The following is a 24368-nucleotide window of genomic DNA, read 5'->3' on the forward strand; positions in this document are numbered from 1 at the left end:
GGGGTAGTAGGACCGCGACATCGGACGAAAGTTTGTGAGAAGAAGCCTCTGGAAAGAGGCACCGTAGAGAGTGATAGTCTTGTATTCGAAGCAAACCGAACCGTAGCGGTATCCTGAGTAGCGCGGAGCACGAGGAATTCTGTGTGAATCAGCCGGGACCATCCGGTAAGGCTAAATACTCGTAAGAGACCGATAGTGAACCAGTACTGTGAAGGAAAGGTGAAAAGCACCCCGAACAGGGGAGTGAAATAGTTCCTGAAACCGTATGCCTACAAGCGGTCGGAGCTCAGTAATGAGTGACGGCGTGCCTTTTGCATAATGAACCTACGAGTTACCGTCGTTGGCAAGGTTAAGGGTAATGATGCCCCGAGCCGGAGCGAAAGCGAGTCTGAATAGGGCGATGAGTCATCGGCGGTAGACGCGAAACCGAGTGATCTACACTTGTCCAGGATGAAGTCCCGGTAACACGGGATGGAGGTCCGAACCAATAAGCGTTGAAAAGCTTCTGGATGAGGTGAGTGTAGGAGTGAAAGGCCAATCAAACTCGGAGATAGCTCGTACTCCCCGAAAGGCATTTAGGTGCCGCCTCGGACGTTCCCGATGTGAGGTAGAGCGACTGATTGGATGCGAGGGCTTCACCGCCTATCAAGTCCTGATAAACTCCGAATGCGCATCGGCCAAGTCCGGGAGTAAGGGCATGGGTGCTAAGGTCCGTGCCCGAGAGGAGAAGAATCCAGACCATCGGCTAAGGTCCCGAAATACTGGTTAAGTTAGACTAACGAAGTCCGGCCCCCAAGACAGCTAGGATGTTGGCTTGGAAGCAGCCATTCATTCAAAGAGTGCGTAACAGCTCACTAGTCGAGGAGCTGGGCGTGGATAATAATCGGGTATAAAACCAGTTACCGAAGCCATGGGATACATTAGTATCGGTAGGGGAGCATTCCATTCAGCGTCGAAGGCGCACCGTGAGGTGTTCTGGAGCGTATGGAAAAGCAAATGTAGGTATAAGTAACGATAAGGGGGGTGAGATCCCCCCCCGCCGCAAGACCAAGGTTTCCTGAACAACGCTAATCGGTTCAGGGTTAGTCGGGTCCTAAGCATAATCCGAAAGGTGAGGGCGATGGCAGAAACGGTTAATATTCCGTTACTACCGAATCGCGTGACGCGGGGACGGAGAAGTGACACGGCCGCCGTCTGACGGAATAGACGGTTGAAGGGCGTAGGCTATGAGGAAGGCAGTAAAGTACACCTTCCGAGCTGAAACCCGATAGTACGGAGCGTTCTTCGGAACAATCCGATAGTGCCGGTAACCATGCTCCCGAGAAAATCCGCTAAACAATAACGGTTCGGTACCCGTACTGTAAACGGACACACGTGGTCGGGTTGAATATACTAAGGCGCTTGGGTGAATCACGGTTAAGGAACTAGGCAAATTGACCCCGTACCTTCGGAATAAGGGGTCCTCGGTAAGACGAGGCGCAGAGAATAGGTCCAGGCAACTGTTTAACAAAAACACAGGGCTGTGCGAATTCGAAAGACGAAGTATACAGCCTGACACCTGCCCGGTGCTGGAAGGTTAAGAGGAGAGCTCAGAGCAATCGAAGGCTTGAATTGAAGCCCCAGTAAACGGCGGCCGTAACTATAACGGTCCTAAGGTAGCGAAATTCCTTGTCGGGTAAGTTCCGACCTGCACGAATGGTGTAATGATCTGGACACTGTCTCAACCGTGAGCCCAGTGAAATTGTAGTATCGGTGAAGATGCCGATTACCCGCGATGGGACGAAAAGACCCCGTGAACCTTTACTATAGCTTAACGTTGGATCTGGGCATTCGATGTGTAGGATAGGCCGGAGGCTTTGAAGTGGGCACGCCAGTGTTCATGGAGCCGCCGTTGAAATACGGCCCTTTGGCTGTCTGGGTCCTAACCCGTGTATTACGGGGACACCGTTTGGTGGGTAGTTTGACTGGGGTGGTCGCCTCCAAAAGCGTAACGGAGGCTCCTAAAGGTGCCCTCAGGCCGATTGGTAACCGGCCGCAGAGTGTAATGGCAAAAGGGCGCTTGACTGGGAGGCCGACAGGCCGAGCAGGCAGGAAACTGGAGCATAGTGATCCGGCGGTTCCGTATGGAAGGGCCGTCGCTCAAAGGATAAAAGGTACTCCGGGGATAACAGGCTGATCCCTCCCAAGAGCTCATATCGACGGAGTGGTTTGGCACCTCGATGTCGGCTCGTCACATCCTGGGGCTGGAGAAGGTCCCAAGGGTTGGGCTGTTCGCCCATTAAAGTGGCACGCGAGCTGGGTTCAGAACGTCGTGAGACAGTTCGGTCTCTATCTATCGTGGGCGCAGGAGATTTGCGTGGCTCTGACACTAGTACGAGAGGACCGTGTTGGACTGACCTCTGGTTTACCAGTTGTGCCGCCAGGTGCACCGCTGGGTATCTACGTCGGGATCGGATAAGTGCTGAAAGCATCTAAGTACGAAGCCGGCCACAAGATTAGATCTCCCTTGAGGGTCGTTGTAGACGACAACGTTGATAGGATGCAGGTGTACAGATGGCGACATCACAGCCGAGCATTACTAATTGCCCGATGACTTTCTTACCGCGCCGAGATATACTTTGAGTTGTTCTCGAGAAAGAGACACGCTTATGTTTTTTCCGATATGTAATAAAAATATTCAGGTGGCTATAGCAGCAGGGTTCCACCTCTTCCCATTCCGAACAGAGAAGTTAAGCCTGCTCACGCCGATGGTACTGCACACCCGTGGGAGAGTAGGTAGCCGCCACTTTTAAACGATGAATCCCTTCAGAGAGCAATCTCCGGAGGGATTCTTTTTTGTATCCATCCTTTTCTTCTTCCTCTTCCTGTTTTTATTCCGTGATCCCAGGCGGTCCATTGGATTCCTTCTCTCAAGATTCCTTTGAACATCAGTAGTATATGTGCCCGTTGAAGATGGGGATTTATTTGCAAATGACGTACATTCTCTTTACCTTTGTAATTGGAAATCAAATTAAACGATAATGAAACAGGAAAAGATTATATTGACCGGTGACCGTCCGACCGGAAAATTGCATATCGGACACTATGTGGGTTCACTCCGTCGTCGTGTGGAATTGCAGAATTCAGGACTTTACGATAAGATCTTTATTTTTGAAGCAGACGGTCAGGCTCTGACCGACAATATTGATAATCCGGAGAAGGTACGTCAGAATGTGATTGAGGTGGCTTTGGATTATCTGGCTTGCGGTATCGATCCTGCAAAGTCTACTATTTTCATTCAGTCACAGATTCCTGAACTGTGTGAATTGACTTTCTATTTTATGGATTTGGTAACTGTATCCCGTTTGCAGCGTAATCCTACGGTGAAGACCGAAATCCAGATGCGTAATTTTGAGACAAGCATTCCGGTGGGTTTCTTTACTTATCCGATCAGTCAGGCTGCAGACATCACTGCTTTCAAGGCCACAACCGTGCCGGTAGGAGAAGACCAGGAACCGATGTTGGAACAGGCTCGCGAGATTGTACGCCGCTTCAATCATATCTATGGTGAAACTTTGGTGGAGCCGAATATTCTGCTTCCTGAGAATGCTGCTTGTCTGCGTTTGCCGGGAACAGACGGAAAGGCTAAGATGAGCAAGTCTTTAGGAAACTGTATTTACTTGTCTGACTCTGCCGATGAGGTAGAAAAGAAGGTGAAGAGCATGTATACCGATCCAAACCATATTAAGGTAACCGACCCGGGACAAATTGAAGGTAATACGGTATTTACTTATCTGGATGCTTTCTCTAAGCCGGAGCATTTTGAGCGTTACTTGCCCGAATACCAGAGTCTGGACGAATTGAAGGCACACTATCAGCGTGGTGGTCTGGGTGACATGAAGGTAAAGAAACTTTTGGCTGCCATCATGCAGGAAGAGCTGGAGCCTATCAGAAACCGTCGTAAGGAGTTCGAAAAGGATATTCCGGCCGTATGCGAAATGTTGCGCCAGGGATGTGAGGTTGCCCGTGAGGCTGCTGCACAGACTCTGAGCGAGGTTCGCCGTGCCATGAAGATCAATTATTTTGATGACGACAGTTTCGTAGCGGAGCAGACTGCTCGTTTTGCTGCCGAATAAAAGGCTTTCTCAGTCTTTCCTTTTTGAGGAATAGATTATAGGCAGTAATATATATAAATAGGTAAAGGGAACTTTGTGACATCACAGAGTGTAACCATAAACTTTTAAAGGGTCGTATCAAACTCGGTATGTGGAGTTTTGATACGACCCTTTTTCCAAGGATACTGAGCAGGCCCGATCAAAGGTTCGTATTCTCAATAAATGAACTTTGGCAAAACCTCTTTCCATATCCTGATCATTCGGAATATGGAACTCAGGAAAAGAACATTCAGATGGAAGAAAAGAAGACGGAAGTCAGTATTCCTGCGAACTCAAAATATGATATAAGTATGCAAAATTTCGTCCGATTTCTGAAATTAAGATCCCCGAAATAGGCCAAATCACTCTTTTTTCTTAGTTTTTTGATAGAAAAAACGGGAAAAAATTGCGGGTTTCAGAAAAAAGCCTTATCTTTGCATCGCTTTTGAAACGAAAGAGTCGGGCGTTTAGCTCAGCTGGTTCAGAGCATCTGCCTTACAAGCAGAGGGTCGGCGGTTCGAATCCGTCAACGCCCACTACAATAAATTTACTTTTTGAAATTCAAAGGGCGTTTAGCTCAGCTGGTTCAGAGCATCTGCCTTACAAGCAGAGGGTCGGCGGTTCGAATCCGTCAACGCCCACAGAGATATGGATAGAGATACCGAGTGTATCTCTTTTTTTGTTTTTATACGATTAGTTTATGAAAGCGACAACTTTCCTTTTTCGACGCCCTCTGCTGATTCGACTCACTTTGATTTTGGTCTTTCTTCTGGCCGTGACTCTGCGTTTTTATTGGATGAGTCAGAAGGAAATGCCTTACGGCGATGAACTGACCTCTGTCTGTCTGGCCTATAATCATCCCGGTTGGGGAGCATATACTTACGACACTACGGTGACATATCAGGGTGATTCCCTGCGGAACAGTTTCTTTTCCGATCAGGCAACCGGTTGGACCGGTGTTTGGGAAGATCTTCGTACCCTTCATACTGATAATCGTGATTTGTCTCATGCCAGTCTGTACTACATGGCTCTGCGCATTGCTTTGTGGGGAAGCCATACGCTGCAAGATGTCTTGTGGCAGGGGTTCGCTTTGAATCTGCTTTTCTTTGCGCTTTCCTTCTGGTTGCTCGCTCTGTTGCTTATCCGCTTGTTTCCGGGACGTTATCTGTGGGTATCGGCCATTCTGGCTTGTGTGTTCTGGAATCCGGCCACAGTTGCCAATACACTGCTTCTGCGCGAGTATCAGTTGGCCGAGACTTGCTTTGTAGCCTGGACTTGCTTCACAGCTTTGCTGTTTCGCCGTTTGCAGGGCGGGACTTCTCTTGTCCGTCCGTCTTTGATGCTTTCCGGGGCACTTTTGGCTGCAGTTGTCTGTTCCACCGGCTATTTCAACGCCTTATATCCGGTTTTGACCCTTTTGTGCATCGTTCTGTATGCCTGGCGTGTCCGTGCATTTCGCAATTGGCCGTTTTTTGTCGGAATCGCTTTGCTGTGTCCTTTGTTCTGTTATCTGGCCTATCAGGGATTCTTTAATTTCTTGACCGATGTGCGCACGGTCGAAGTAGCCGGAAAGATGCAGGGCGAAGGCTTTTTCCGCAATCTTTACGACACTCTTTTTGCCTGTGCCTATATTCTTACTCTTCGGGGATTTACTCCTGTGTGGATTGCAGGTGGCTTATCTGCATTTCTATATCTTCTTTTTCGGAAACGCCCGTTGCAGGCCGGCATCTCTCTTTCCCGTCTTTATGTTGCTTTGTGGGGGAGTGCCGTTCTTTGGATTCTGGCCATTCTTTATCTGGCAACCTGGAAGTTTACCCGTTATATCAGTCCGGCTCTTCCGGTATTCCTTGCCGGAGTCTTTTCGCTTCTGCTGTCATATTGTCGCCGGGTGGGCCGTCGTTATACGGTTTTTCTTTTTGCCGCTTTTCTGATTTATGCCTTCTGGGATTATCCGATGGAGTATCTGGAGCGTCGCAACAGCCGTTTCTGGCCGGAACAGACTTCCTGTGTCTATCTTTATGCTCCGGATGCCGAAGCCAGTAATTCCCTGAACCTGCTGGTGCCTTATCTGGGCGACCGTCAGCAGTGTCGTCTTTTTACTGCTCCGGAGCAGCTGTTTTCTTTTACAGCCGGTTCCGATACCTTGTGGGTGGTAGGCGGTTCAGAAGATGCTTCATTACGTTCCTGGCCGGGCTTTTTGGAGGAGCGCTTCTTCAACGGATGGCAGAGTTTTTACCTGTATACTCCGCATAATCCTTGAAAACTTATAAGTTTCTTTAAAATAAGATGTAAGAATCAATAAAAAACTCTATTTTTGTAGACTGAAAAAATAATACGTATCACTTTATGGAACTGGATTTGTTGACGGCCATTTCTCCTATCGACGGCCGATATAGAAGTAAGACCGATGCGTTGGCAAAGTATTTCTCTGAATATGCTTTGATTCGTTATCGTGTTCGTGTAGAAATTGAGTATTTCATTACATTGTGCGAGTTGCCTTTGCCTCAGTTGGCTTCATTCGATGCCGGTCTGTTTGAGACTTTGCGCAACATCTACCGTAATTTTACCGAGGCCGATGCCCAGCGTGTCAAAGACATCGAGAAGGTGACGAACCACGATGTCAAGGCTGTGGAATATTTCATTAAAGAAGAATTCGACAAGATCGGCGGACTGGATGCCTATAAGGAGTTCATCCATTTCGGTCTGACTTCTCAGGATATCAACAACACTTCAGTTCCTTTGTCTGTGAAGGAAGCGCTCGAGGAATGCTATTATCCGCAGATTGAAGAACTCATTGCCCAGCTGAAAGAATATGCTGAGGAGTGGGCTAATGTTCCTATGTTGGCCAAGACTCACGGTCAGCCGGCTTCTCCAACTCGTTTGGGTAAGGAAGTAATGGTGTTCGTTTACCGTTTGGAGCGCCAGTTGGCTCTGATGAAGGCTTGTCCGATTACAGCCAAATTCGGCGGTGCTACCGGTAACTATAATGCACATCACGTGGCTTATCCACAGTACGACTGGAAGGCTTTCGGAAATGCTTTTGTAGCTGAAAAGCTGGGTCTGGAGCGTGAAGAATATACAACTCAGATTTCCAACTACGACAATCTGAGCGCTTTGTTTGATGCCATGAAGCGCATCAACACCATTATCATTGATTTGGATCGTGACTTCTGGCAGTATGTATCTATGGAATACTTCAAGCAGAAGATCAAAGCCGGTGAGGTGGGTTCCAGCGCCATGCCTCATAAAGTCAATCCGATTGACTTTGAGAACTCAGAGGGTAACTTGGGCGTAGCCAATGCCATTCTGGAGCACTTGAGCCGTAAGTTGCCGATTTCTCGTTTGCAGCGCGATTTGACTGACTCAACCGTATTGCGTAATGTCGGTGTACCGATGGGACACATGGTTATTGCCATCCAGAGCACTTTGAAGGGATTGCGCAAGCTGTTGCTTAATGAGGCTGCCATTAACGGTGATTTGGATAACTGCTGGGCAGTAGTAGCCGAGGCTATTCAGACCATCCTGCGCCGTGAGGCTTATCCACATCCTTACGAGGCCTTGAAGGCACTGACCCGTACCAATCAGGCTATTACCGAGGAGTCTATCAAGAACTTCATTGAGACTCTTGAGGTGAGCGAAGATGTGAAGAAAGAACTGCGTGCCATTACGCCGCATTCCTATACAGGTATTTAAAAACAAACAGGAAACGGTGTTGAACCGAGAGGTTGGACCCGTTTCTTTCTTATTTCTTTAACTTATTATTATTCAAAAGATGACAGAAGACGAAAAATGGCGTGAGAACTTCGAGCCAAGACAGAGCTCGGAGCGTAACCGGGAGGGTTACAAGCCGTACAACCGTGAAAATAACAGATCGTATAACAATCGTGGTGGCTACGGAGAGCGTAGCCCGCGTCCGTACAATATACGCAGGAGGAAAGACGGATGGCTGAACGGTGGCTACGGAGAGCGTAGCCCGCGTCCGTACAATAATAATCGTGGCGGCTATAACAGCAACCGTGGCGGTTATGCCGGAAACTCAGGCTACAATAGCCGTCCTTACAAGTCTTACGGACAGGGCGGAGCCGATGAGCAGGGCGAACAGCGCAGCTATCGTCCGCGTGTGCAGGGCGGTGATCGTCCGTCGTGCAATGCCGGTCGCAGTGGTTATAACAGCAATCGCGGCGGATATGCCAAGCGTGAAGGCGGCTACCAGCAGGGTGGCTATCAGCAGGGCGGAAACCGTTCACGTTATCAGCAGGGCGGTTACCAGCAGGGTGGCAACAACCGTTATGGAGCAGCCCGTCCTTATCAGAAACGCGACAGCAACTATGATCCGAATGCCAAGTATAGCAAGAAGAAACAGATTGAGTATAAGCTGGTCAATGTCGATCCCGATGCACCGATCCGCTTGAACAAGTTCCTGGCCAATGCCGGAGTATGCTCTCGCCGTGAGGCAGACGAGTTCATTACAGCCGGAGTTGTATCTGTAAACGGACAGGTAGTTACCGAGTTGGGAACTAAGGTAAAGCAGACAGATGAAATTAAGTTCCATGATCAGCCAATCAGCATTGAGAAGAAGGTTTACGTGTTGCTGAATAAGCCGAAAGATTATGTAACCACCAGCGATGATCCGCAGAACCGTAAGACCGTGATGGATCTGGTGCGCAATGCTTGCAAGGAGCGTATCTATCCGGTGGGTCGTCTTGACCGAAATACAACCGGTGTATTGCTGCTCACTAACGACGGTGATTTGGCTTCCAAGCTGACTCATCCGAAATATCTCAAGAAGAAAATCTATCATGTCTATACCGACAAGAATGTAACCGCAGCAGATATGCGTCAGATTGCCGAGGGTATTACTCTGGAGGATGGTGAAATCCATGCCGATGCCATCGACTACGCCAGTCCTACTGACAAGAAGCAGGTGGGCATTGAGATTCACTCTGGAAAGAACCGTATCGTGCGTCGTATCTTCGAATCACTGGGCTATCGTGTGATTAAGCTCGACCGTGTATTCTTTGCCGGTCTGACCAAGAAGAACCTCCGTCGCGGTGACTGGAGATACCTCACGGAGCAGGAAGTAAACATGCTGCGTATGGGTGCTTTTGAATAATTAATTCATTAAACTATAAAGATGGAAACAATTCGTAGAACTAAGGTTGTCGACGTGCTGAAGCGTGAAGACTTCGGTGCCCTGGTAACAGTAAAGGGATGGGTGCGTACTCATCGCGGCAGCAAGGCAGTGCATTTCATTGCATTAAACGACGGTTCGACCATTAATAATGTACAGATTGTGGCCGATGCGGACAAGTTTGAGGACGAACTCTTCAAGCAGATCACAACTGGTGCTTGTTTGAGCATCACTGGTGAACTGGTGCAGAGTGTCGGTGCCGGACAGCAGGTTGAGATTCAGGCACGCGAAATTGTTGTGCTGGGTACCTGTGGTTCAGACTATCCGATGCAGAAGAAGGGACAGACCATGGAATATATGCGTACTCATGCTCACATGCGTTTGCGTACCAATACCTTTGGTGCTGTGTTCCGCATCCGTCACAACATGGCTATGGCCATCCATGACTATTTCCACAAGCATGGATTCTTCTATTTCCACACTCCGATTATCACCGCCAGTGACTGTGAAGGTGCCGGACAGATGTTCCAGGTGACTACCAAGAACCTGTACGACCTGAAGAAGGACGAGGACGGCAAGATTGACTACTCCGATGATTTCTTCGGAAAGACCACTTCACTGACCGTTTCCGGACAGCTTGAAGGTGAGCTGGGAGCAACTGCTCTTGGTTCAATCTATACTTTCGGTCCTACATTCCGTGCCGAGAACTCCAATACTCCGCGCCATTTGGCCGAGTTCTGGATGATTGAGCCGGAAGTTGCCTTCAACGATATCAACGACAATATGGACCTCGCCGAGGATTTCATCAAGTATTGTGTACGTTGGGCGTTGGACAACTGTCAGGACGATTTGGCTTTCTTGAACAAGATGATCGACAAGACCCTGTTGGAGCGTCTGAACTTTGTGGTGAACAACGATTTCGTACGTCTGCCTTACACCAAGGGTATTGAGATTCTGGAAGAGGCTGTGAAGAATGGCCATAAGTTTGAGTTCCCGGTTTATTGGGGAGCCGATCTGGCCAGCGAGCATGAGCGTTATCTCGTTGAGGAGCACTTCAAGCGTCCGGTTATCCTGACCGACTATCCAAAGGAGATCAAGGCCTTCTACATGAAGATGAATGATGATGGCAAGACCGTACGTGCCATGGATGTGCTCTTCCCACAGATCGGTGAGATTATCGGCGGTTCTGAGCGTGAAGACAGTTACGATAAGTTGATGGCCCGTATTGAGGAACTGAATATCCCGATGAAGGACATGTGGTGGTATCTCGATACCCGTAAGTTCGGTTCTTGTCCGCACAGCGGATTCGGTCTGGGCTTTGAGCGTCTGATTCTCTTCGTAACCGGTATGCAGAACATCCGCGATGTGATTCCGTTCCCGCGTACTCCGAAGAATGCCGAGTTCTAAGACTAAGTCTATAGACTGCAAACAGATAGCACGGGCATGGCGAAAGCTGTGCCCGTGATTTTTTTTATAAAAATAATCGGTGCATTTTGCTTGTTATGTCCCTATAAATTACTATCTTTGCAAGCCGATTATTATCAGATAGGCATTAAACGCCTATTAATCTGCATGTTAATAGTCTGCTCTTTGGCCGGACAGACGGTTAGTGAGTGCAGATCATGAATAATTATTTTTAGTAGTAACAATTTTTTATTATTAGTTTTAAGAATGGATACTTTAAGTTACAAGACCATTTCAGCGAACAAAGAGACCGTAAAGAAAGAATGGGTTGTTATCGATGCAACTGATCAGGTATTGGGTCGTCTGGGTTCAAAGGTGGCAAAGCTGTTGAGAGGTAAGTACAAACCAAACTTCACTCCTCATGTAGATTGCGGTGATAATGTGATTATTATCAATGCAGACAAGATTAAGTTGACTGGTAACAAGATGACTGATCGTGTATACTTGAGCTACACTGGTTATCCTGGAGGTCAGCGCGAAATGACTCCGGCTCGTTTGCTGGCTAAGCCAAACGGTGCTGAGAAATTGATGAAGAAAGTAGTAAAGGGTATGTTGCCAAAGAACCGTCTGGCTGCTCACTTGCTGAACAACCTGTATGTATATGCAGGCAGCGAGCACAAGCACGAGGCTCAGAATCCTAAAACAATTGATATTAACCTGTATAAATAATAAGTAATGGAAGTAGTTAATGCATTAGGCAGACGTAAGAGCGCTATCGCTCGCGTTTATGTAAGCGAGGGTACAGGAAAGATTACTATTAACAAGAGAGACCTTGCAGAGTACTTTCCATCAACTATTCTTCAGTTTGTAGTAAAGCAGCCTCTGAACACTCTGGGTGTTGCTGAGAAATATGATATCAAGGTAAATCTTTGCGGTGGTGGTTTCACTGGTCAGTCACAGGCTTTGCGTCTGGCTATCGCCCGCGCACTGGTAAAGATCAACGCTGACGACAAGAAGGCTCTTCGTGCAGAAGGCTTCATGACTCGTGACGCTCGTGAGGTTGAGCGTAAGAAACCGGGTCAGCCAAAAGCTCGTCGCAGATTCCAGTTCAGTAAACGTTAATATTCGGCCGTTTATCGAGCTGCATAATTTACGTTTAGTATCTAAATCATTGGGATTCCTTCGGGACTACCTGATGGTTGGTTGAGAAACAAAAAAGAAAGTAAACGATTAAAAAAGAAAAAACAATGTCTAGAACTAATTTTGAGACTTTATTGGAGGCAGGTTGCCACTTCGGTCACCTTAAGAGAAAGTGGAACCCGGCAATGGCTCCTTATATCTTCATGGAGCGCAATGGTATTCATATCATTGATCTTCATAAAACTGTTGCAAAGATCGACGATGCTGCCGAGGCTTTGAAGCAGATTGCAAAATCTGGCAAGAAGATTTTGTTCGTTGCTACTAAGAAACAAGCTAAGCAGGTTGTAGCTGAGAAGGCTGCATCTGTAAACATGCCTTATGTTATCGAGCGTTGGCCGGGTGGTATGTTGACCAACTTCCCAACAATCCGTAAGGCTGTGAAGAAAATGGCCAACATCGACAAACTGACTGCCGATGGTACTTACTCAAACTTGTCTAAGCGTGAGATCCTGCAGATTTCTCGTCAGCGTGCTAAGTTGGAGAAGAACTTGGGTTCTATCGCCGATTTGACTCGTCTGCCTTCAGCTCTGTTCATCGTTGACGTATTGAAGGAGCAGATCGCTGTTCGCGAGGCTAACCGTTTGGGTATTCCTGTATTCGCTATCGTGGATACTAACTCTAACCCAGACAACGTAGACTACGTTATCCCAGCAAACGACGACGCAAACAAGAGCGTTGAGGTTATCCTCGAGGCTTGCTGCGCTGCTATCGCTGAGGGTCTGGAAGAGCGTAAGGCTGAGAAGGTTGACGCTGAGGCTGCCGGCGAAGGCGAGGCTAAGGGTCGCAAGCGTTCAGCTAAGGCTCGTGTAGAGAAAGCTGATGCTGCTGAGGCTCCTGCAGAAGCATAATCCATTTATAAATCTTAAAATATAAAGAACATGGCTGTAACAATGGCAGATATCACCAAGCTCCGCAAATTGTCTGGTGCTGGTATGATGGATTGCAAGAAGGCTTTGGAAGAAGCTAATAATGATATCGATGCGGCAATGGAGATCATCCGTAAGAAAGGTCAGGCTGTAGCTGCAAAACGTTCAGACCGCGAGGCTGCTGAAGGTTGCGTAGTTGCTAAGGCTGAGAACGGATTCGGTGCCATCATCGCTCTGAAGTGTGAAACTGACTTCGTTGCCAAGAACGAGGATTTTGTTAAGTTGGCAAAGGATATCCTGGATCTGGCTGTTGCCAACAAGTGTGCTACTTTGGATGAGGTTAAGGCTCTTCCTATGGGTAACGCTACTGTTGCTGACGCAGTTGTTGATCGCAGCGGTATCACTGGTGAGAAGATGGAGCTGGATGGCTACCTGACTGTAGAAGGTCCTAGCATCTCAGTTTACAACCACCAGAACAAGAACCAGTTGTGTACTTTGGTTGTATTGAACAAGGAAGTTGATCCTCAGTACGGTCACGCTGTGGCTATGCAGGTTGCTGCTATGAGCCCACGTTCAATCGACGAGAACGATTACCCAGCTGATGTACTCGCAAGAGAGAAGGAAATCGCAGCTGACAAGGCTCGCGAAGAGGGTAAGCCAGAGAACATGATCGAGCGTATCGCTATGGGTCGTATCTCTAAGTTGTTCAAGGAAGAGTGCTTGTTGAAGCAGGCTTTCATCCAGAACGACAAGCAGTCTGTAGCTGACTACTTGAAGGAAGCTGACAAGGATTGCACCGTAACTGCTTTCAAGCGTTTTACTTTGCGCGCTGAGTAATTTGAGTTTCTTTTGAAATTCATTTTCAGAAATACGGATTCACAAACCCGGGACTGTGCCTGCTGGCATAAGCCCGGGTTTGTTTCTTTTTCAGCCCTTTCTTTCATTTTCCTGCTTTCGGGTCTCCATTTTTTTGCGGATTTGTCTTATTTTTGTACCCTAAACGGATAAAACGAAAAAAATGAAGATATTAGCAGTGGGCATGAACTATGCCGAACACAATAAAGAGCTCGATGGTACGTTATATAAACCAGAGGAACCTGTGCTGTTCATGAAGCCGGATTCTGCCTTGCTCAAAGACAGCAAACCGTTCTTCATCCCCGATTTCACGCAGCGTTGCGAATATGAGACCGAACTGGTGGTCCGCATCTGCCGTCTGGGAAAGAACATTGCCGAGCGTTTTGCGCATCGTTACTACGATGCCGTGACGGTGGGCATTGACTTCACCGCCCGCGATGTGCAGCAACGTCTTCGTGCCGAAGGCAAGCCCTGGGAGCTTTCCAAGGCCTTCGACAATTCGGCGGTAATCGGTGATTTCGTTCCGGTGGATGAGTTGCCTGCTGTGCAGAATCTGAACTTCCATCTCGATATTGACGGAAACACCGTACAGCGCGGCTATACCGGCGATATGCTTTATACGATTGACCAGATTATTGCATACGCCAGTCGTTTCTTCACTTTGAAAATCGGCGATCTGATTTTCACCGGTACTCCCGTAGGAGTAGGGCCGGTAGCTATTGATCAGCATTTGGATGGTTATTTAGAAGGGCGTAAGGTCCTTTCCTTTAATGTAAAATAAAATGAAGTTTAGACATTTACTTTCCGGAATCTTTCTTTTCAGTGCGGTCCTTTCGGGACAGGCACAGGATTTCACGCGTCTGGATTGGGACGTCCTGCATATTGACTCCCTGGTGCCTCACTACACCGAAGTCATTCCGCTCGACAGCGACTTTGCGGCCTACGATTACACTGTGTCGGTGCGTTATCCCGAGCTGCGTCCCCTTACCGAGGCCGAGACCGTGCGCCTGTCTGCTCTGGTGCAGCAGCTGCCCGAAAATCCGGAGGTGGAAAGCCGCGTGGGTATTTCCCGCAAGCAGGGTTATCTCGATGTCCGCTTCATTCCGATAGTCTGTCGCGACGGCCGTTATTATAAGATTCTTAGCTGTCAGATAGCCATCGACCGCCATCGCAAGAGTCGTGTTTCCCGCGTGGCTGCATCGTCTTCATCAGAGCGTTATGCCGCTTCGTCGGTGCTGTCACAAGGCCGTTGGGTCAAGATACGCGTGGCCGAGGATGGTGTGTATATGCTCACGGCTTCCGAGCTGAAGAAGATGGGATTCAGTGATCCTTCCCGTGTCAAACTTTATGGTTATGGCGGTCATTTGCAGGATGAGGAATTTGATGCCGACAACGATTACGATGATCTTTCCGAAGTACCGCTTTATCCCGGCAAGAACGGTTTGCTGTTCTATGCCCGTGGGGTGGTCAAATGGAATGATCCTGTCTATAACTCCACGGCTATGGCCCGTATTTCCAAGCATACGGTCAATAACTATTCTACGCACGGATATTATTTCCTGACCGAGGGTGATGCTCCGTTGTCTTTCACTACCGAGGAATATGCCGGTGCCGTTGCCACTCAGGACACCACCTTTATGGATCAGGTGCTCTATGAGCGCGATGAATACGCCTGGTTTTCCGGTGGCCGCCGACTGTTTGATTCCTACGACTATTATAACGGCAATTCGCAGACCTATAAACTGTCTACGCCCGAAGCGGTAGCTTCCGGAGCTGCTTCGCTGCGCGTGGTCTTCACCGCAGCATCCAGCACGCGTACTACCGTAGAGACCGAAGTGAACGGCACAGCGCTCACCTCGTTTTCCGTAGGTACTTTGGGCAGTTACCTCAAGGGGGTGTCTGCCGAGCGCACTTTTGCCGTACGCAATATGAGTGCTGATCCTACCACACAGGTAAGCATCAGCACCACACAGGGCAATCATGCCCGACTGGATTTCCTGGAGCTGAACTACACCCGTCGCCTGTCGGTCGATGATGCTTATTTGCATTTCCGGGGCGATAAGTCTACAGCAACAGAGTTTGTCTTGTCCAATCCTTCCGGTCGCAATCTGGCCGTGTGGCGCCTGGGAGACGCTTCCCGTCTGCCGGTCCGCATGAGCGGTCAGGCTGCTGGAAACACCTATCGTTTCAAGGCAGAGCGGGCTTCCGATCAGTATGTTGCGGTGGATGTGGACGCCGAATTCCCGAAACCCGAGTATGTCGGCGAAATCGCCAACCAGAATCTTCATGCCGTGGACAGTCTGCTGGATATGGTCATTATTGTGCCTCAAAGCGGAAAACTCACGGCTCAGGCCGAACGTCTGGCCGAGGCTCACACCCGTCTCGACGGTATGAAAGTGCTGGTGGTGCGTGCCGATCAGATTTACAATGAATTCTCGTCCGGAACTCCTGATGCCACCGCCTACCGCCGTTTTATGAAGATGCTCTACGACCGGGCGGCCACTGCCGACGAGGCTCCCCGTTATCTGCTTCTGTTTGGCGATGCCGCATGGGACAACCGCATGCTTTCTTCCGCCTGGAAACAGGAGAACCCCGAGGACTATCTGTTGTGCTATGAGTCCGACGACTCTTTCAGCGACATCAGCTGTTATGTCATGGAAGACTATTTCGGACTGCTTGACGATGGAGAGGGTTCTTCGCTCAAAACCGAGAAAGTAGATTTGGGAGTGGGCCGTTTCCCGGTAACTACGGAGCAGGATGCCCGCAATCTGGTGGACAAGACCATCAATTATATGGAAAACCGCGAGGCCGGTTCCTGGAAGAATACCGTAGTCATATTGGGTGACGACGGTGATGATAACCTGCACATGAAGTCTGCCGAGGTTGTGGCTCAGGATATTGAAAAATACAATCCGGAATATGATTTGCGCCGTATTTACTGGGATGCCTATCCTATAGTGACTTCCACCACCGGAAACAGTTATCCCGAGGTGCATAAGCAGATCAACAAGCAGATGGAGGAGGGGGCACTGATTGTCAACTATACGGGTCATGCCGCCACCTATGGTCTGTCTCATGAATTTGTGCTGGTGCTCGATGACTTCAAGAATTTCACATCCACCAAGGTCCCTCTTTGGGTGACGGCAGCCTGCGATGTGATGCCTTTCGATACCCGTACGGAGAATGTGGGTGAAACAGCCCTGCTGAATCCTTCGGCCGGTGCGCTGGCTTTCTTTGGTACGGCGCGTACCGTATATGCCGACGACAACCTGTATATGAACCGTTATTTCAGTCACTATGTGCTGGGCCGCGATGAGAACGGACGCCGTTACCGTCTGGGCGATGCCGTACGTCTGTCTAAGGTGAGTCTGCTCGATCCGGAAGGAGATATGGGCTATGACAATACTCAGAACAAGTTGCACTATGCTCTGTTGGGCGATCCGGCCTTGTTGGTGGGCGGTGCGGAATATCGGGTGGTGCTCGATTCCATTAATGGAAAGAGCATTTCATCGGATGATGAAAGCTGGCCGGCACTCTCTGCCGGTACTCTGGCGCGTGTGAGCGGTCATGTGGAGCGTCTTGATGGCACCCGGGTGCCGTCTTTCACCGGTTCGGTAACGACTCAGGTGTACGACAGCAAGCAGCAAATCACTTGTAACAATAATGCCGGTGCCAAGACTCCATTCCAGTTCAACACCCGAGACAAGATTCTCTTTGCGGGTACAGATTCCGTGCGCAACGGCTCCTTCTCTACGACTTTCCCGGTGCCGCTCGATATTAATTATTCGAACAATAGCGGCCGCATGGTGTTCTATGCCGTCAGTGCCGACCGAAAGGAAGAGGCCAACGGCTACAGCGAGCAGTTCTTTGTGGGAGGTACCGGCAGCGATTTGCTGACCGACACACTGGGACCTGAAATCCGCGTCTGGCTCAATGATATAGAAAGCCCGGCCGGAGCGCGTGTGAATACCACACCGATGTTCCGGGCTGCACTCAAGGACCCGAGCGGCATCAATACTACCGGTAATGGCATCGGCCACGATCTGGAGCTGGTCATTGACGATAATCCGGTCACCACCTATAACCTGAACAGTTCTTATGTCAATGAGTTCGGCGATTATCAGGAAGGTTCTGTGACCTATATCCTGCCGCAGCTTTCTGCCGGCAAGCACAAGATGCGTTTCCGCGCCTGGGACACCATGAACAACAGTTCGATGGTAGAATATGAGTTTGAGGTCGATCCGGGCTTGCGTCCGAATATCACCCGTCTCTATGCCACCCAGAATCCGGCGCGTATCACCACCAATTTCGTGTTCGCTTACGACCGTCCGGGAGAGACCTGCGACTTCACCATCGAGGTGATGGACTTTGCCGGTCGCAAACTCTGGCAGCACACCGAGCGGGGCGTCAGCGGTGAGGGCGTATATTCCGTGCCCTGGAATCTGACTGCCGGCGGTGGTGCCCGTCTGGGAACCGGAGTTTACTTCTATCGGGCCGTAGTCACCTCGTCCGATGGGGTCAAGTCAGCGTCCGAAACTGAGAAAATCATTATTCTGGGCAATAAATAAGTCCGGATATCCGTTATCATAAAAGCAATAAACGACAAAGTAAAATACTCATGAACAAAAAGTCATTCGTACTCTGTGCCCTGCTGGGAGCCTCGCTTTCGGCCTTTGCGGACGGAGACAAGGAAACGATGTTTAATCCGGTCACTACCGGAGTCACCTCACAGTCCATCGCTCCGGATGCCCGCGGTGGTGGTATGGGAGATATCGGTGCGGCTACCGAAACCGATGTGAACTCACAGTTCTGGAATCCTGCGAAGTATCCTTATAATATCGGTCGTGCCGGTGTGTCGCTCAACTACACTCCGTGGTTGCGCCAGTTGGTCAATGACATCAATCTGGCCTATATGAGCGGTTTCTACCGCATCGGCGATTATCAGGCGCTGAGTGCCTCTCTGCGTTATTTCTCTTTGGGTGAGGTGTCTACTTCCAGCGGTCAGGACCAGACCTCGGATATGACCATCAATCCTTATGAGATGTCTATCGACTTGGCCTACTCCCGTATGCTGAGCGAGAATTTCTCGGCAGCTGTAGCCATGCGTTTCATCTATTCCGACATTACCTACGATTATACCGAGGAGACCTCTCCGGGTAAGGCCTTTGCTGCCGATATCGCCCTGTACTATAACAAGTACTTCCTGGCGGGCAGTCGTGAGTGTAATTTCGGCTGGGGTTTGAATATCAGCAACATCGGTAGCAAGATTTCCTATGGAGGCGATGACAATGCCGAGTTCATCCCGACCAATCTGCGTATGGGTATCAATTTCCTGATTCCGTTCAACGAGTACAACAAGATCTCTCTGGCAGCCGATGTAAACAAACTGTTGGTGCCCACTTATCCGATTCAGCGCGATGACGAGAGCAGCGAGGAATATCAGCAGCGTCTGCAGAAAGATTATTATGACATTTCGCCTATTTCCGGAATCTTCAAGAGCTTTGGCGATGCTCCCGGCGGTTTCAAGGAAGAGTTGCAGGAAATCCAGTGGAGCGTGGGAGCCGAGTACTCTTACAACGACCGTTTCATTCTGCGTGGCGGATATCATCACGAAAGTGCCAATAAGGGAAACCGAAAATATTTCACTGCCGGTGCCGGCTTCCGCATGAGCGTGTTCTCGCTCGACTGTGCCTACGTGATTTCCACGGCACAGAGCAATCCGCTCGACCAGACCTTGCGTTTCACCCTGGGCTTTGATCTCGACGGTATGAAGGATCTTTTCGGCCGTCGCCGTTAAACAATAAAGAAAATAATTATGGCAAAAATACGAGTAGGATTCGGATTTGATGTGCACCGTCTGGTCGAAGGACGCGAGTTGTGGCTGGGCGGTATCCGTTTGGAACACGAGAAGGGACTGTTGGGCCACAGTGATGCTGATGTGCTGATTCACGCCCTGTGCGATGCGATTCTGGGAGCTGCCAACATGCGCGATATCGGCTATCATTTCCCCGATACTTCCGAGAAGTTTCACAATATCGACAGCAAGATTCTGCTGGCTGAAACCATGAAACTGGTACGCGCCAAGGGATATGAGTTCGGTAATGCCGACATTACGGTCTGCGCCGAACGTCCCAAACTGAAAGTGCACATTCCCGCCATGCAGGAATGCCTGGCGCAGGTGATGGGCGTGGATGCCGACGATGTATCCATCAAGGCCACGACCACCGAGAAACTTGGTTTTACCGGCCGTGAGGAAGGCATTTCAGCCTATGCCACGGTGCTGTTGGAGAAAAACTAAAAACATCCCAATCATTTTGTAAATTCATTTCGATGATTTTGCAAAATGATTGGGATGTTTTTTTGAAAAGGTTTTGAGCTTTTCCTTGATGATTTATTTCTTCGCCTTGAATGTCTTCAATGCAATGACCCGCACTTCTTCTTCTCCGTTCCATTCGCCGATGCGCATCTGACCTTCGGGCAGGAACAGGGCGCCGAATCCCTGGCGCACGCCGTTGCGGTATTGTCCGAACCACACCCGTCCGTTTTGGTAGTAGTACATGCCATAGCCGTGACGCTGTCCGTTCATCAGTTCCCCCACATAACGGTCGCCGTTGGCATAGTTCAGGGCCATAAACTGATATTCCTTCAGGTCTGCCCCGTCAATGAGCATCTTTTCCTTGTTACGGTAGATGTATTCCAGCTGCCCGGTGTTCAGGTTGTAGGCCGCATAATGATCATTGCTGCCCACCAGAGCATACTCCGCATTGGTGGTGATGCCATAGATGAACTTGCCCTTCCGGTAAAGTCCTGTCTGCTGGTAAATTCCACTTCTGAAATTTCCGTAGCCATAGAACTGCACCTCGGGCGATATCTGTCCGCGGTAAGTTCCGTCCGGGTTGTCATACACCATATACGGGAACAGGGCCGTGTGATCCAGTATCATTTGATAAATCTCTGTCGGCACCTCTTCGTAACGGGCCACAGGAGGCCGTTGGGCAAATCCTTCCAGGCAGAAGCACATTGCCATGCATAAAAGCCATTTTTTCATCGTTCGGTTTATTTAGGAGTGAATATCTTCATTATAGTCCTTGTTCTGGCAGATCCGCTCCCACACTGCCGGGGTGAGCAGGGCCGAGGCGTCCTCGCCGCATCGCAGTCGCCGGCGTATTTCCGTGGCGCTGATGTCGATGATGGGTGAGGGCAGCAGGTGCACGCCCGAAGGCAGACTGTCCGGATCTACCGGATAGCCGGTGCGCGGAAATACCAGAATCTCGTAGCGTTCCAGCAACGTGCGGTATTCGGCCCAGCGGTCGAATGCCAGCCAGTTGTCCGCCCCGATAATCAGCACAAACTGCCGGTCGGGGTATTCTCTTTCGAGTGCCTCCAGAGTTTTATACATATACGAGGGGCGCGGCAGCCGGAACTCCAGATCACATACTTTCAGTTGCGGGTTGTCTGCCACAGCAGCTTGTGCCAGTTCCAGTCTTCTCTGGTCGTCCAGCAAGTCTGTGGCCTGCTTTTTGAACGGGTTCTGTGGCGACACCAGGAACCACAGCTCGTCCACATACCGGTTCTGGCAGATGAAGTTTCCCAGTTCGATATGTCCGCGATGGATCGGGTTGAACGATCCCCCATAGATACCCGTGCGGATCATGAGTGGCGGTATTTGTTGAACGGCGGTTTCTGTTCCCGGCGTTTCTCCTTTTTCAGTCGCTGGTACCAGATGCCGAAGATGAGACCTTCAAAAAGTGCCAGACAGGCCATGGCAACGGCCAGCTCCAGCAGGCGCAGCCACAGGCACACGGTGCCCAAAGCCAGACACAGGACGCACAGCACACCGCTGTAGGTCAGGTTTCTGTTGATATTCTGTTTGTTCATACTGTTTGGTGAGCCCAGGCTCTTGTTTATTCGTTCAGGAAATTCTTCAGGATTTGCAGGGCTTCCTGCTGTGCTTTCTCCAGATCGTCGTTCACCACCACGGTGTCGAACTTGTCGGCAAAGCCCAGTTCGTATTCGGCACGGGCGATGCGGTCCTCGATCACCTCAGGCGAGTCGGTGCCGCGTCCGTTCAGGCGCTGGCGCAAAGCCTCGATGGAAGGCGGCTGGATAAAGATGCTCAGGGCGCGGTCGCCATAATAGTTCTTGATGTTGCATCCGCCCTTGACATCCACGTCGAGCACCACATTCTGTCCTTTCTCCAACTGTTTTTCCACCTGCTCTTTCAGCGTGCCGTAGAAGCGGTCCTTGTAAACCTCCTCATATTCCAGAAACTCCCCGTTGGCAATGCGCTGGCGGAAATCCTCCGGGGTGAGGAAGAAATACTCCACTCCATGCTGCTCGGTGCCGCGCGGCGGACGGCTGGTAGCACTGATGCTGAACGCCAGATTCAGGTTCTGCTGCATCAGAAAATTGATGATGGTGCTTTTTCCGCTCCCGCTGGGAGCCGAAAAGATGATTATTTTTCCTTTCATAAGTCTTTCTTTTTTCGTTAGGGTTACATCACGTTCAGAACCTGTTCTTTGATCTGCTCCAGTTCATCCTTCATCTTCACCACAATCTGCTGCATTTCAGCCTGGTTGCTCTTGCTGCCGGTAGTGTTGATTTCGCGTCCCATTTCCTGGGCGATGAATCCCAGCTTCTTGCCCTGTCCGTGACCCTGATCCATGGTTTCCTTGAAATATTTCAGGTGGTTGGCCAGGCGCTGTTTCTCCTCGTTGATGTCCAGTTTCTCAATGTAGTAAATCATTTCCTGCTCCAGACGGTTGCGGTCGTATTCCACTTCCGGAATGGAGTTCAGTCCGTCAATGATGCGCTGGCGGATTTTTTCGGTACGGCTTTTCTCATAAGGCTCGATGCTCTGCAGCAGGGCGCCGATATTTTCCAGTTTCTCCGAGAACTTTTTGTAGAGAGCGGCTCCTTCCTGCTTGCGGAAGTCCACCAGTTTCTGAAGTGCTTCTTCGATGCCCTTCTTCACGGCGGCCCATTCCTCGTCGCTGAGTTCCTCCACCTCGGCGCGTGTCAGCACATCCGGCATGCGCAGCAGGGTAGCGAACCAGTCATTGGGCAGCGGGATGTTGCGCTCGGTGCTGATGGTCTGGATCTGCTTGTAGTAGTTTTCCAGTATAGCAGCGTTGATGGGGGTGGCACTCAGGTTCTCGTCCTTCTCCACCCACAGGCTGAAGTCCACTTTTCCGCGCTCCAGAGTAGCGGCGATGAGTGCCCGGATTTCGATTTCCTTTTCGCGGTAGAGCGATGCGATTCGGGTAGACAGATCGAGTGCCTTACTGTTGAGCGATTTGATTTCTATGTTTATTTTCTTTCCGTTATATACGGCTGTAGCTTTGCCGTAACCTGTCATTGACTGTATCATAATTTAACAAATGATTTTGTGCAAAATTACAAAAATGCAAGCAGAAAATTGTATTTTTGCGAATTAATAAAAAGTAAAAATAAAATATGTCTTGTATTCTGCATATTGAAACCAGCACACGGGTTTGTTCCGTGGCCGTGAGTGAAGACGGCGCGAATGTATTTGAGAAAGCGGATTTCGAAGGTCCGTCGCACGCCGTATTGTTAGGAAGTTTTGTGGATGAGGCCCTGTCGTTTGCCGACAGTCATGCCATGCCTCTGGATGCGGTGGCCGTGAGTTGCGGTCCCGGTTCCTATACCGGTCTGCGCATCGGGGTGTCCATGGCCAAGGGCATTTGCTATGGCCGCAATGTGAAGTTGCTGTCTATCCCCACCCTTGAACTGCTGTGTGTGCCGGTGCTGCTCTATCACGACGATTTGCCCGAAGATGCCCTGCTGGTGCCGATGATTGATGCCCGCCGTATGGAAGTTTACTCGGCGGTTTACGACCGTGCCCTGCGTGCCGTGCGTCCGGTGGGTGCCGACATTATCGACAGCCAGTCCTACGCAGAGTTCCTGGCCGATCATCCGGTGTATTTCTTCGGCGACGGAGCGGCCAAGTGTCAGGACACCATTGTGCATCCTAATGCTCATTTCCTGCCTGATATCCAGCCGCTGGCTCGGAACATGTTCCCGCTGGCCGAGAAGAAGATGGCCCTCGAGAGCTATGAGGATGTGGCCTATTTCGAGCCTTTCTATCTGAAAGAATTTGTTGCTTCAACCCCTAAAAAACTGTTATAACATGATGGAATATAATACCCGACGCAAAAAACTCCCGTTGCCGGAGTATGGCCGTGGCATTCAGAACATGGTAGACTATGCCCTGACTCTGGAGGACCGCGAGGAGCGCCAGCGCTGTGCCAATACCATTGTTTCCATTATGGGAAACATGTTTCCGCATCTGCGCGATGTGTCCGATTTCAACCATAAGCTGTGGGATCATCTGGCAGCCATGTCCAATTATCAGTTGGATATAGACTATCCTTATGAGATTACGCCGGAGGCCACGCTTCATGCCAAGCCCAAACCGATGGCCTATCCCATGAAGCGCATCCGCTACCGTCATTACGGTTATCTTCTGGAGAGCCTGCTCAAGAAACTCAAGGATATGGAAGACGGTCCCGAACGTGATGCCCTGATCCGATTGGTGGCCAATCAGATGAAGCAGAGTCTCTATAACTGGAACAAGGACGGAATGGACGAGGAGAAGGTGGCAGACGACATTGCCTACTATACCGACGGCAAGGTGCAGCTCGATCTGGAGAAATTCCACTTCGCTTCTGTGCAGACCCGTTCTCTGAGCGGTGGAGCGGCGATGGGCATGCGTGTGCAGAGAAAGAACAACCGAAAAAGAAACTAAAACAAGATACT

General features: G+C 49.8%; 20 protein-coding genes, 2 tRNA genes and 2 rRNA genes. 19 read left to right on the forward strand and 5 right to left on the reverse strand.

The window, feature by feature from the left end; all coding sequences use genetic code 11:
* From DXA74_RS00005 to ispF, 17 genes are all read left to right on the forward strand, one after another.
* Positions 1-2602: ribosomal RNA gene (locus DXA74_RS00005) — 23S ribosomal RNA — on the forward strand; the annotation flags it as partial.
* A gap of 75 nt (positions 2603-2677) precedes the next feature.
* A 5S ribosomal RNA gene (gene rrf / locus DXA74_RS00010) occupies positions 2678-2788 on the forward strand.
* Between the two features lie 232 nt (positions 2789-3020).
* Positions 3021-4115, forward strand: coding sequence for a tryptophan--tRNA ligase (gene trpS / locus DXA74_RS00015; protein WP_118524787.1), 1095 nt, complete (start codon positions 3021-3023; stop codon positions 4113-4115).
* A 479-nt stretch (positions 4116-4594) separates the two neighbouring features.
* Positions 4595-4669, forward strand: a tRNA-Val gene (locus DXA74_RS00025).
* A gap of 30 nt (positions 4670-4699) precedes the next feature.
* Positions 4700-4774: transfer RNA gene (locus tag DXA74_RS00030), tRNA-Val, on the forward strand.
* Positions 4775-4833: 59 nt separating this feature from the next.
* On the forward strand, positions 4834-6393 hold the full coding sequence (locus tag DXA74_RS00035) for a hypothetical protein (protein WP_147400985.1): 1560 nt from the start codon (positions 4834-4836) through the stop codon (positions 6391-6393).
* 86 nt (positions 6394-6479) lie between these two features.
* On the forward strand, positions 6480-7826 hold the full coding sequence (purB, locus tag DXA74_RS00040) for an adenylosuccinate lyase (RefSeq protein WP_118524790.1): 1347 nt from the start codon (positions 6480-6482) through the stop codon (positions 7824-7826).
* A gap of 79 nt (positions 7827-7905) precedes the next feature.
* Positions 7906-9246 carry a pseudouridine synthase gene (locus DXA74_RS00045; protein ID WP_118524791.1) on the forward strand — a complete coding sequence of 447 codons (1341 nt, stop codon included), beginning with the start codon at positions 7906-7908 and terminating at the stop codon, positions 9244-9246.
* Between the two features lie 21 nt (positions 9247-9267).
* A complete protein-coding gene (gene asnS, locus DXA74_RS00050; protein ID WP_118524792.1) occupies positions 9268-10671 on the forward strand; it encodes an asparagine--tRNA ligase in 1404 nt (467 codons plus the stop codon).
* A 264-nt stretch (positions 10672-10935) separates the two neighbouring features.
* Positions 10936-11397, forward strand: a complete 462-nt coding sequence (rplM, locus tag DXA74_RS00055; protein ID WP_118524793.1) for a 50S ribosomal protein L13 — start codon at positions 10936-10938, stop codon at positions 11395-11397.
* Positions 11398-11403: 6 nt separating this feature from the next.
* Positions 11404-11790, forward strand: a complete 387-nt coding sequence (rpsI, locus tag DXA74_RS00060; RefSeq protein WP_118524794.1) for a 30S ribosomal protein S9 — start codon at positions 11404-11406, stop codon at positions 11788-11790.
* A 125-nt stretch (positions 11791-11915) separates the two neighbouring features.
* Positions 11916-12716, forward strand: a complete 801-nt coding sequence (rpsB, locus tag DXA74_RS00065; protein WP_118524795.1) for a 30S ribosomal protein S2 — start codon at positions 11916-11918, stop codon at positions 12714-12716.
* A gap of 30 nt (positions 12717-12746) precedes the next feature.
* Entirely contained in the window at positions 12747-13571 is an 825-nt protein-coding gene (gene tsf, locus DXA74_RS00070) for a translation elongation factor Ts (RefSeq protein WP_118524796.1), read from the forward strand.
* A 181-nt stretch (positions 13572-13752) separates the two neighbouring features.
* Positions 13753-14370, forward strand: a complete 618-nt coding sequence (locus tag DXA74_RS00075; protein WP_118524797.1) for a fumarylacetoacetate hydrolase family protein — start codon at positions 13753-13755, stop codon at positions 14368-14370.
* A 1-nt stretch (position 14371) separates the two neighbouring features.
* Complete coding sequence (gene porU / locus DXA74_RS00080) at positions 14372-18157, forward strand: type IX secretion system sortase PorU (protein WP_118524798.1); 3786 nt, start codon at positions 14372-14374, stop codon at positions 18155-18157.
* Between the two features lie 50 nt (positions 18158-18207).
* A complete protein-coding gene (porV, locus tag DXA74_RS00085; protein ID WP_118524799.1) occupies positions 18208-19386 on the forward strand; it encodes a type IX secretion system outer membrane channel protein PorV in 1179 nt (392 codons plus the stop codon).
* An 18-nt stretch (positions 19387-19404) separates the two neighbouring features.
* Positions 19405-19887: a 2-C-methyl-D-erythritol 2,4-cyclodiphosphate synthase gene (gene ispF / locus DXA74_RS00090; RefSeq protein WP_118524800.1), complete on the forward strand. Its 483-nt coding sequence runs from the start codon at positions 19405-19407 to the stop codon at positions 19885-19887.
* 93 nt (positions 19888-19980) lie between these two features.
* On the opposite strand, the gene DXA74_RS00095 is transcribed toward ispF, so the two are convergent.
* Genes DXA74_RS00095 through DXA74_RS00115 form a run of 5 tightly spaced genes read right to left on the reverse strand, consistent with a single transcriptional unit; the run spans position 19981 to position 22959 of the window.
* Positions 19981-20637: a hypothetical protein gene (locus DXA74_RS00095; RefSeq protein WP_199666042.1), complete on the reverse strand. Its 657-nt coding sequence runs from the start codon at positions 20635-20637 to the stop codon at positions 19981-19983.
* A gap of 12 nt (positions 20638-20649) precedes the next feature.
* Positions 20650-21243 carry a nicotinate (nicotinamide) nucleotide adenylyltransferase gene (gene nadD, locus DXA74_RS00100; protein ID WP_118524802.1) on the reverse strand — a complete coding sequence of 198 codons (594 nt, stop codon included), beginning with the start codon at positions 21241-21243 and terminating at the stop codon, positions 20650-20652.
* Entirely contained in the window at positions 21240-21467 is a 228-nt protein-coding gene (locus tag DXA74_RS00105; RefSeq protein ID WP_118524803.1) for a hypothetical protein, read from the reverse strand. Before DXA74_RS00105 ends, nadD begins: the two co-directional genes overlap by 4 nt.
* A 26-nt stretch (positions 21468-21493) precedes the next feature.
* Complete coding sequence (gene gmk, locus DXA74_RS00110; protein ID WP_118524804.1) at positions 21494-22060, reverse strand: guanylate kinase; 567 nt, start codon at positions 22058-22060, stop codon at positions 21494-21496.
* A 23-nt stretch (positions 22061-22083) separates the two neighbouring features.
* On the reverse strand, positions 22084-22959 hold the full coding sequence (locus tag DXA74_RS00115) for a YicC/YloC family endoribonuclease (RefSeq protein WP_118524805.1): 876 nt from the start codon (positions 22957-22959) through the stop codon (positions 22084-22086).
* Positions 22960-23045: 86 nt separating this feature from the next.
* On the opposite strand from DXA74_RS00115, the gene tsaB reads away from it, so the two are divergent.
* Both tsaB and DXA74_RS00125 read left to right on the forward strand, forming a co-directional pair.
* Positions 23046-23738 (forward strand): tRNA (adenosine(37)-N6)-threonylcarbamoyltransferase complex dimerization subunit type 1 TsaB, encoded by a 693-nt coding sequence (gene tsaB, locus DXA74_RS00120; RefSeq protein ID WP_118524806.1) that lies wholly within the window; start codon positions 23046-23048, stop codon positions 23736-23738.
* A gap of 4 nt (positions 23739-23742) precedes the next feature.
* A complete protein-coding gene (locus DXA74_RS00125; RefSeq protein WP_118524957.1) occupies positions 23743-24357 on the forward strand; it encodes a DUF4290 domain-containing protein in 615 nt (204 codons plus the stop codon).
* Positions 24358-24368 lie beyond the last annotated feature (11 nt).

This window comes from Bacteroides sp. OF04-15BH (assembly GCF_003477995.1).
In the GTDB taxonomy this organism is placed as follows: Bacteria; Bacteroidota; Bacteroidia; order Bacteroidales; family Bacteroidaceae; genus Paraprevotella.

Coding starts and splice junctions, on each gene's coding strand:
- DXA74_RS00095 (WP_199666042.1), bottom strand. CDS start 20,637: ATGAAAAAATGGCTTTTATGCATGGCAATGTGCTTCTGCCTGGAAGGA.
- tsf (WP_118524796.1), top strand. CDS start 12,747: ATGGCTGTAACAATGGCAGATATCACCAAGCTCCGCAAATTGTCTGGT.
- DXA74_RS00105 (WP_118524803.1), bottom strand. CDS start 21,467: ATGAACAAACAGAATATCAACAGAAACCTGACCTACAGCGGTGTGCTG.
- rpsI (WP_118524794.1), top strand. CDS start 11,404: ATGGAAGTAGTTAATGCATTAGGCAGACGTAAGAGCGCTATCGCTCGC.
- tsaB (WP_118524806.1), top strand. CDS start 23,046: ATGTCTTGTATTCTGCATATTGAAACCAGCACACGGGTTTGTTCCGTG.
- nadD (WP_118524802.1), bottom strand. CDS start 21,243: ATGATCCGCACGGGTATCTATGGGGGATCGTTCAACCCGATCCATCGC.
- purB (WP_118524790.1), top strand. CDS start 6,480: ATGGAACTGGATTTGTTGACGGCCATTTCTCCTATCGACGGCCGATAT.
- DXA74_RS00115 (WP_118524805.1), bottom strand. CDS start 22,959: ATGATACAGTCAATGACAGGTTACGGCAAAGCTACAGCCGTATATAAC.
- DXA74_RS00045 (WP_118524791.1), top strand. CDS start 7,906: ATGACAGAAGACGAAAAATGGCGTGAGAACTTCGAGCCAAGACAGAGC.
- asnS (WP_118524792.1), top strand. CDS start 9,268: ATGGAAACAATTCGTAGAACTAAGGTTGTCGACGTGCTGAAGCGTGAA.
- DXA74_RS00035 (WP_147400985.1), top strand. CDS start 4,834: ATGAAAGCGACAACTTTCCTTTTTCGACGCCCTCTGCTGATTCGACTC.
- gmk (WP_118524804.1), bottom strand. CDS start 22,060: ATGAAAGGAAAAATAATCATCTTTTCGGCTCCCAGCGGGAGCGGAAAA.
- porV (WP_118524799.1), top strand. CDS start 18,208: ATGAACAAAAAGTCATTCGTACTCTGTGCCCTGCTGGGAGCCTCGCTT.
- rpsB (WP_118524795.1), top strand. CDS start 11,916: ATGTCTAGAACTAATTTTGAGACTTTATTGGAGGCAGGTTGCCACTTC.
- DXA74_RS00075 (WP_118524797.1), top strand. CDS start 13,753: ATGAAGATATTAGCAGTGGGCATGAACTATGCCGAACACAATAAAGAG.
- rplM (WP_118524793.1), top strand. CDS start 10,936: ATGGATACTTTAAGTTACAAGACCATTTCAGCGAACAAAGAGACCGTA.
- ispF (WP_118524800.1), top strand. CDS start 19,405: ATGGCAAAAATACGAGTAGGATTCGGATTTGATGTGCACCGTCTGGTC.
- porU (WP_118524798.1), top strand. CDS start 14,372: ATGAAGTTTAGACATTTACTTTCCGGAATCTTTCTTTTCAGTGCGGTC.
- DXA74_RS00125 (WP_118524957.1), top strand. CDS start 23,743: ATGGAATATAATACCCGACGCAAAAAACTCCCGTTGCCGGAGTATGGC.
- trpS (WP_118524787.1), top strand. CDS start 3,021: ATGAAACAGGAAAAGATTATATTGACCGGTGACCGTCCGACCGGAAAA.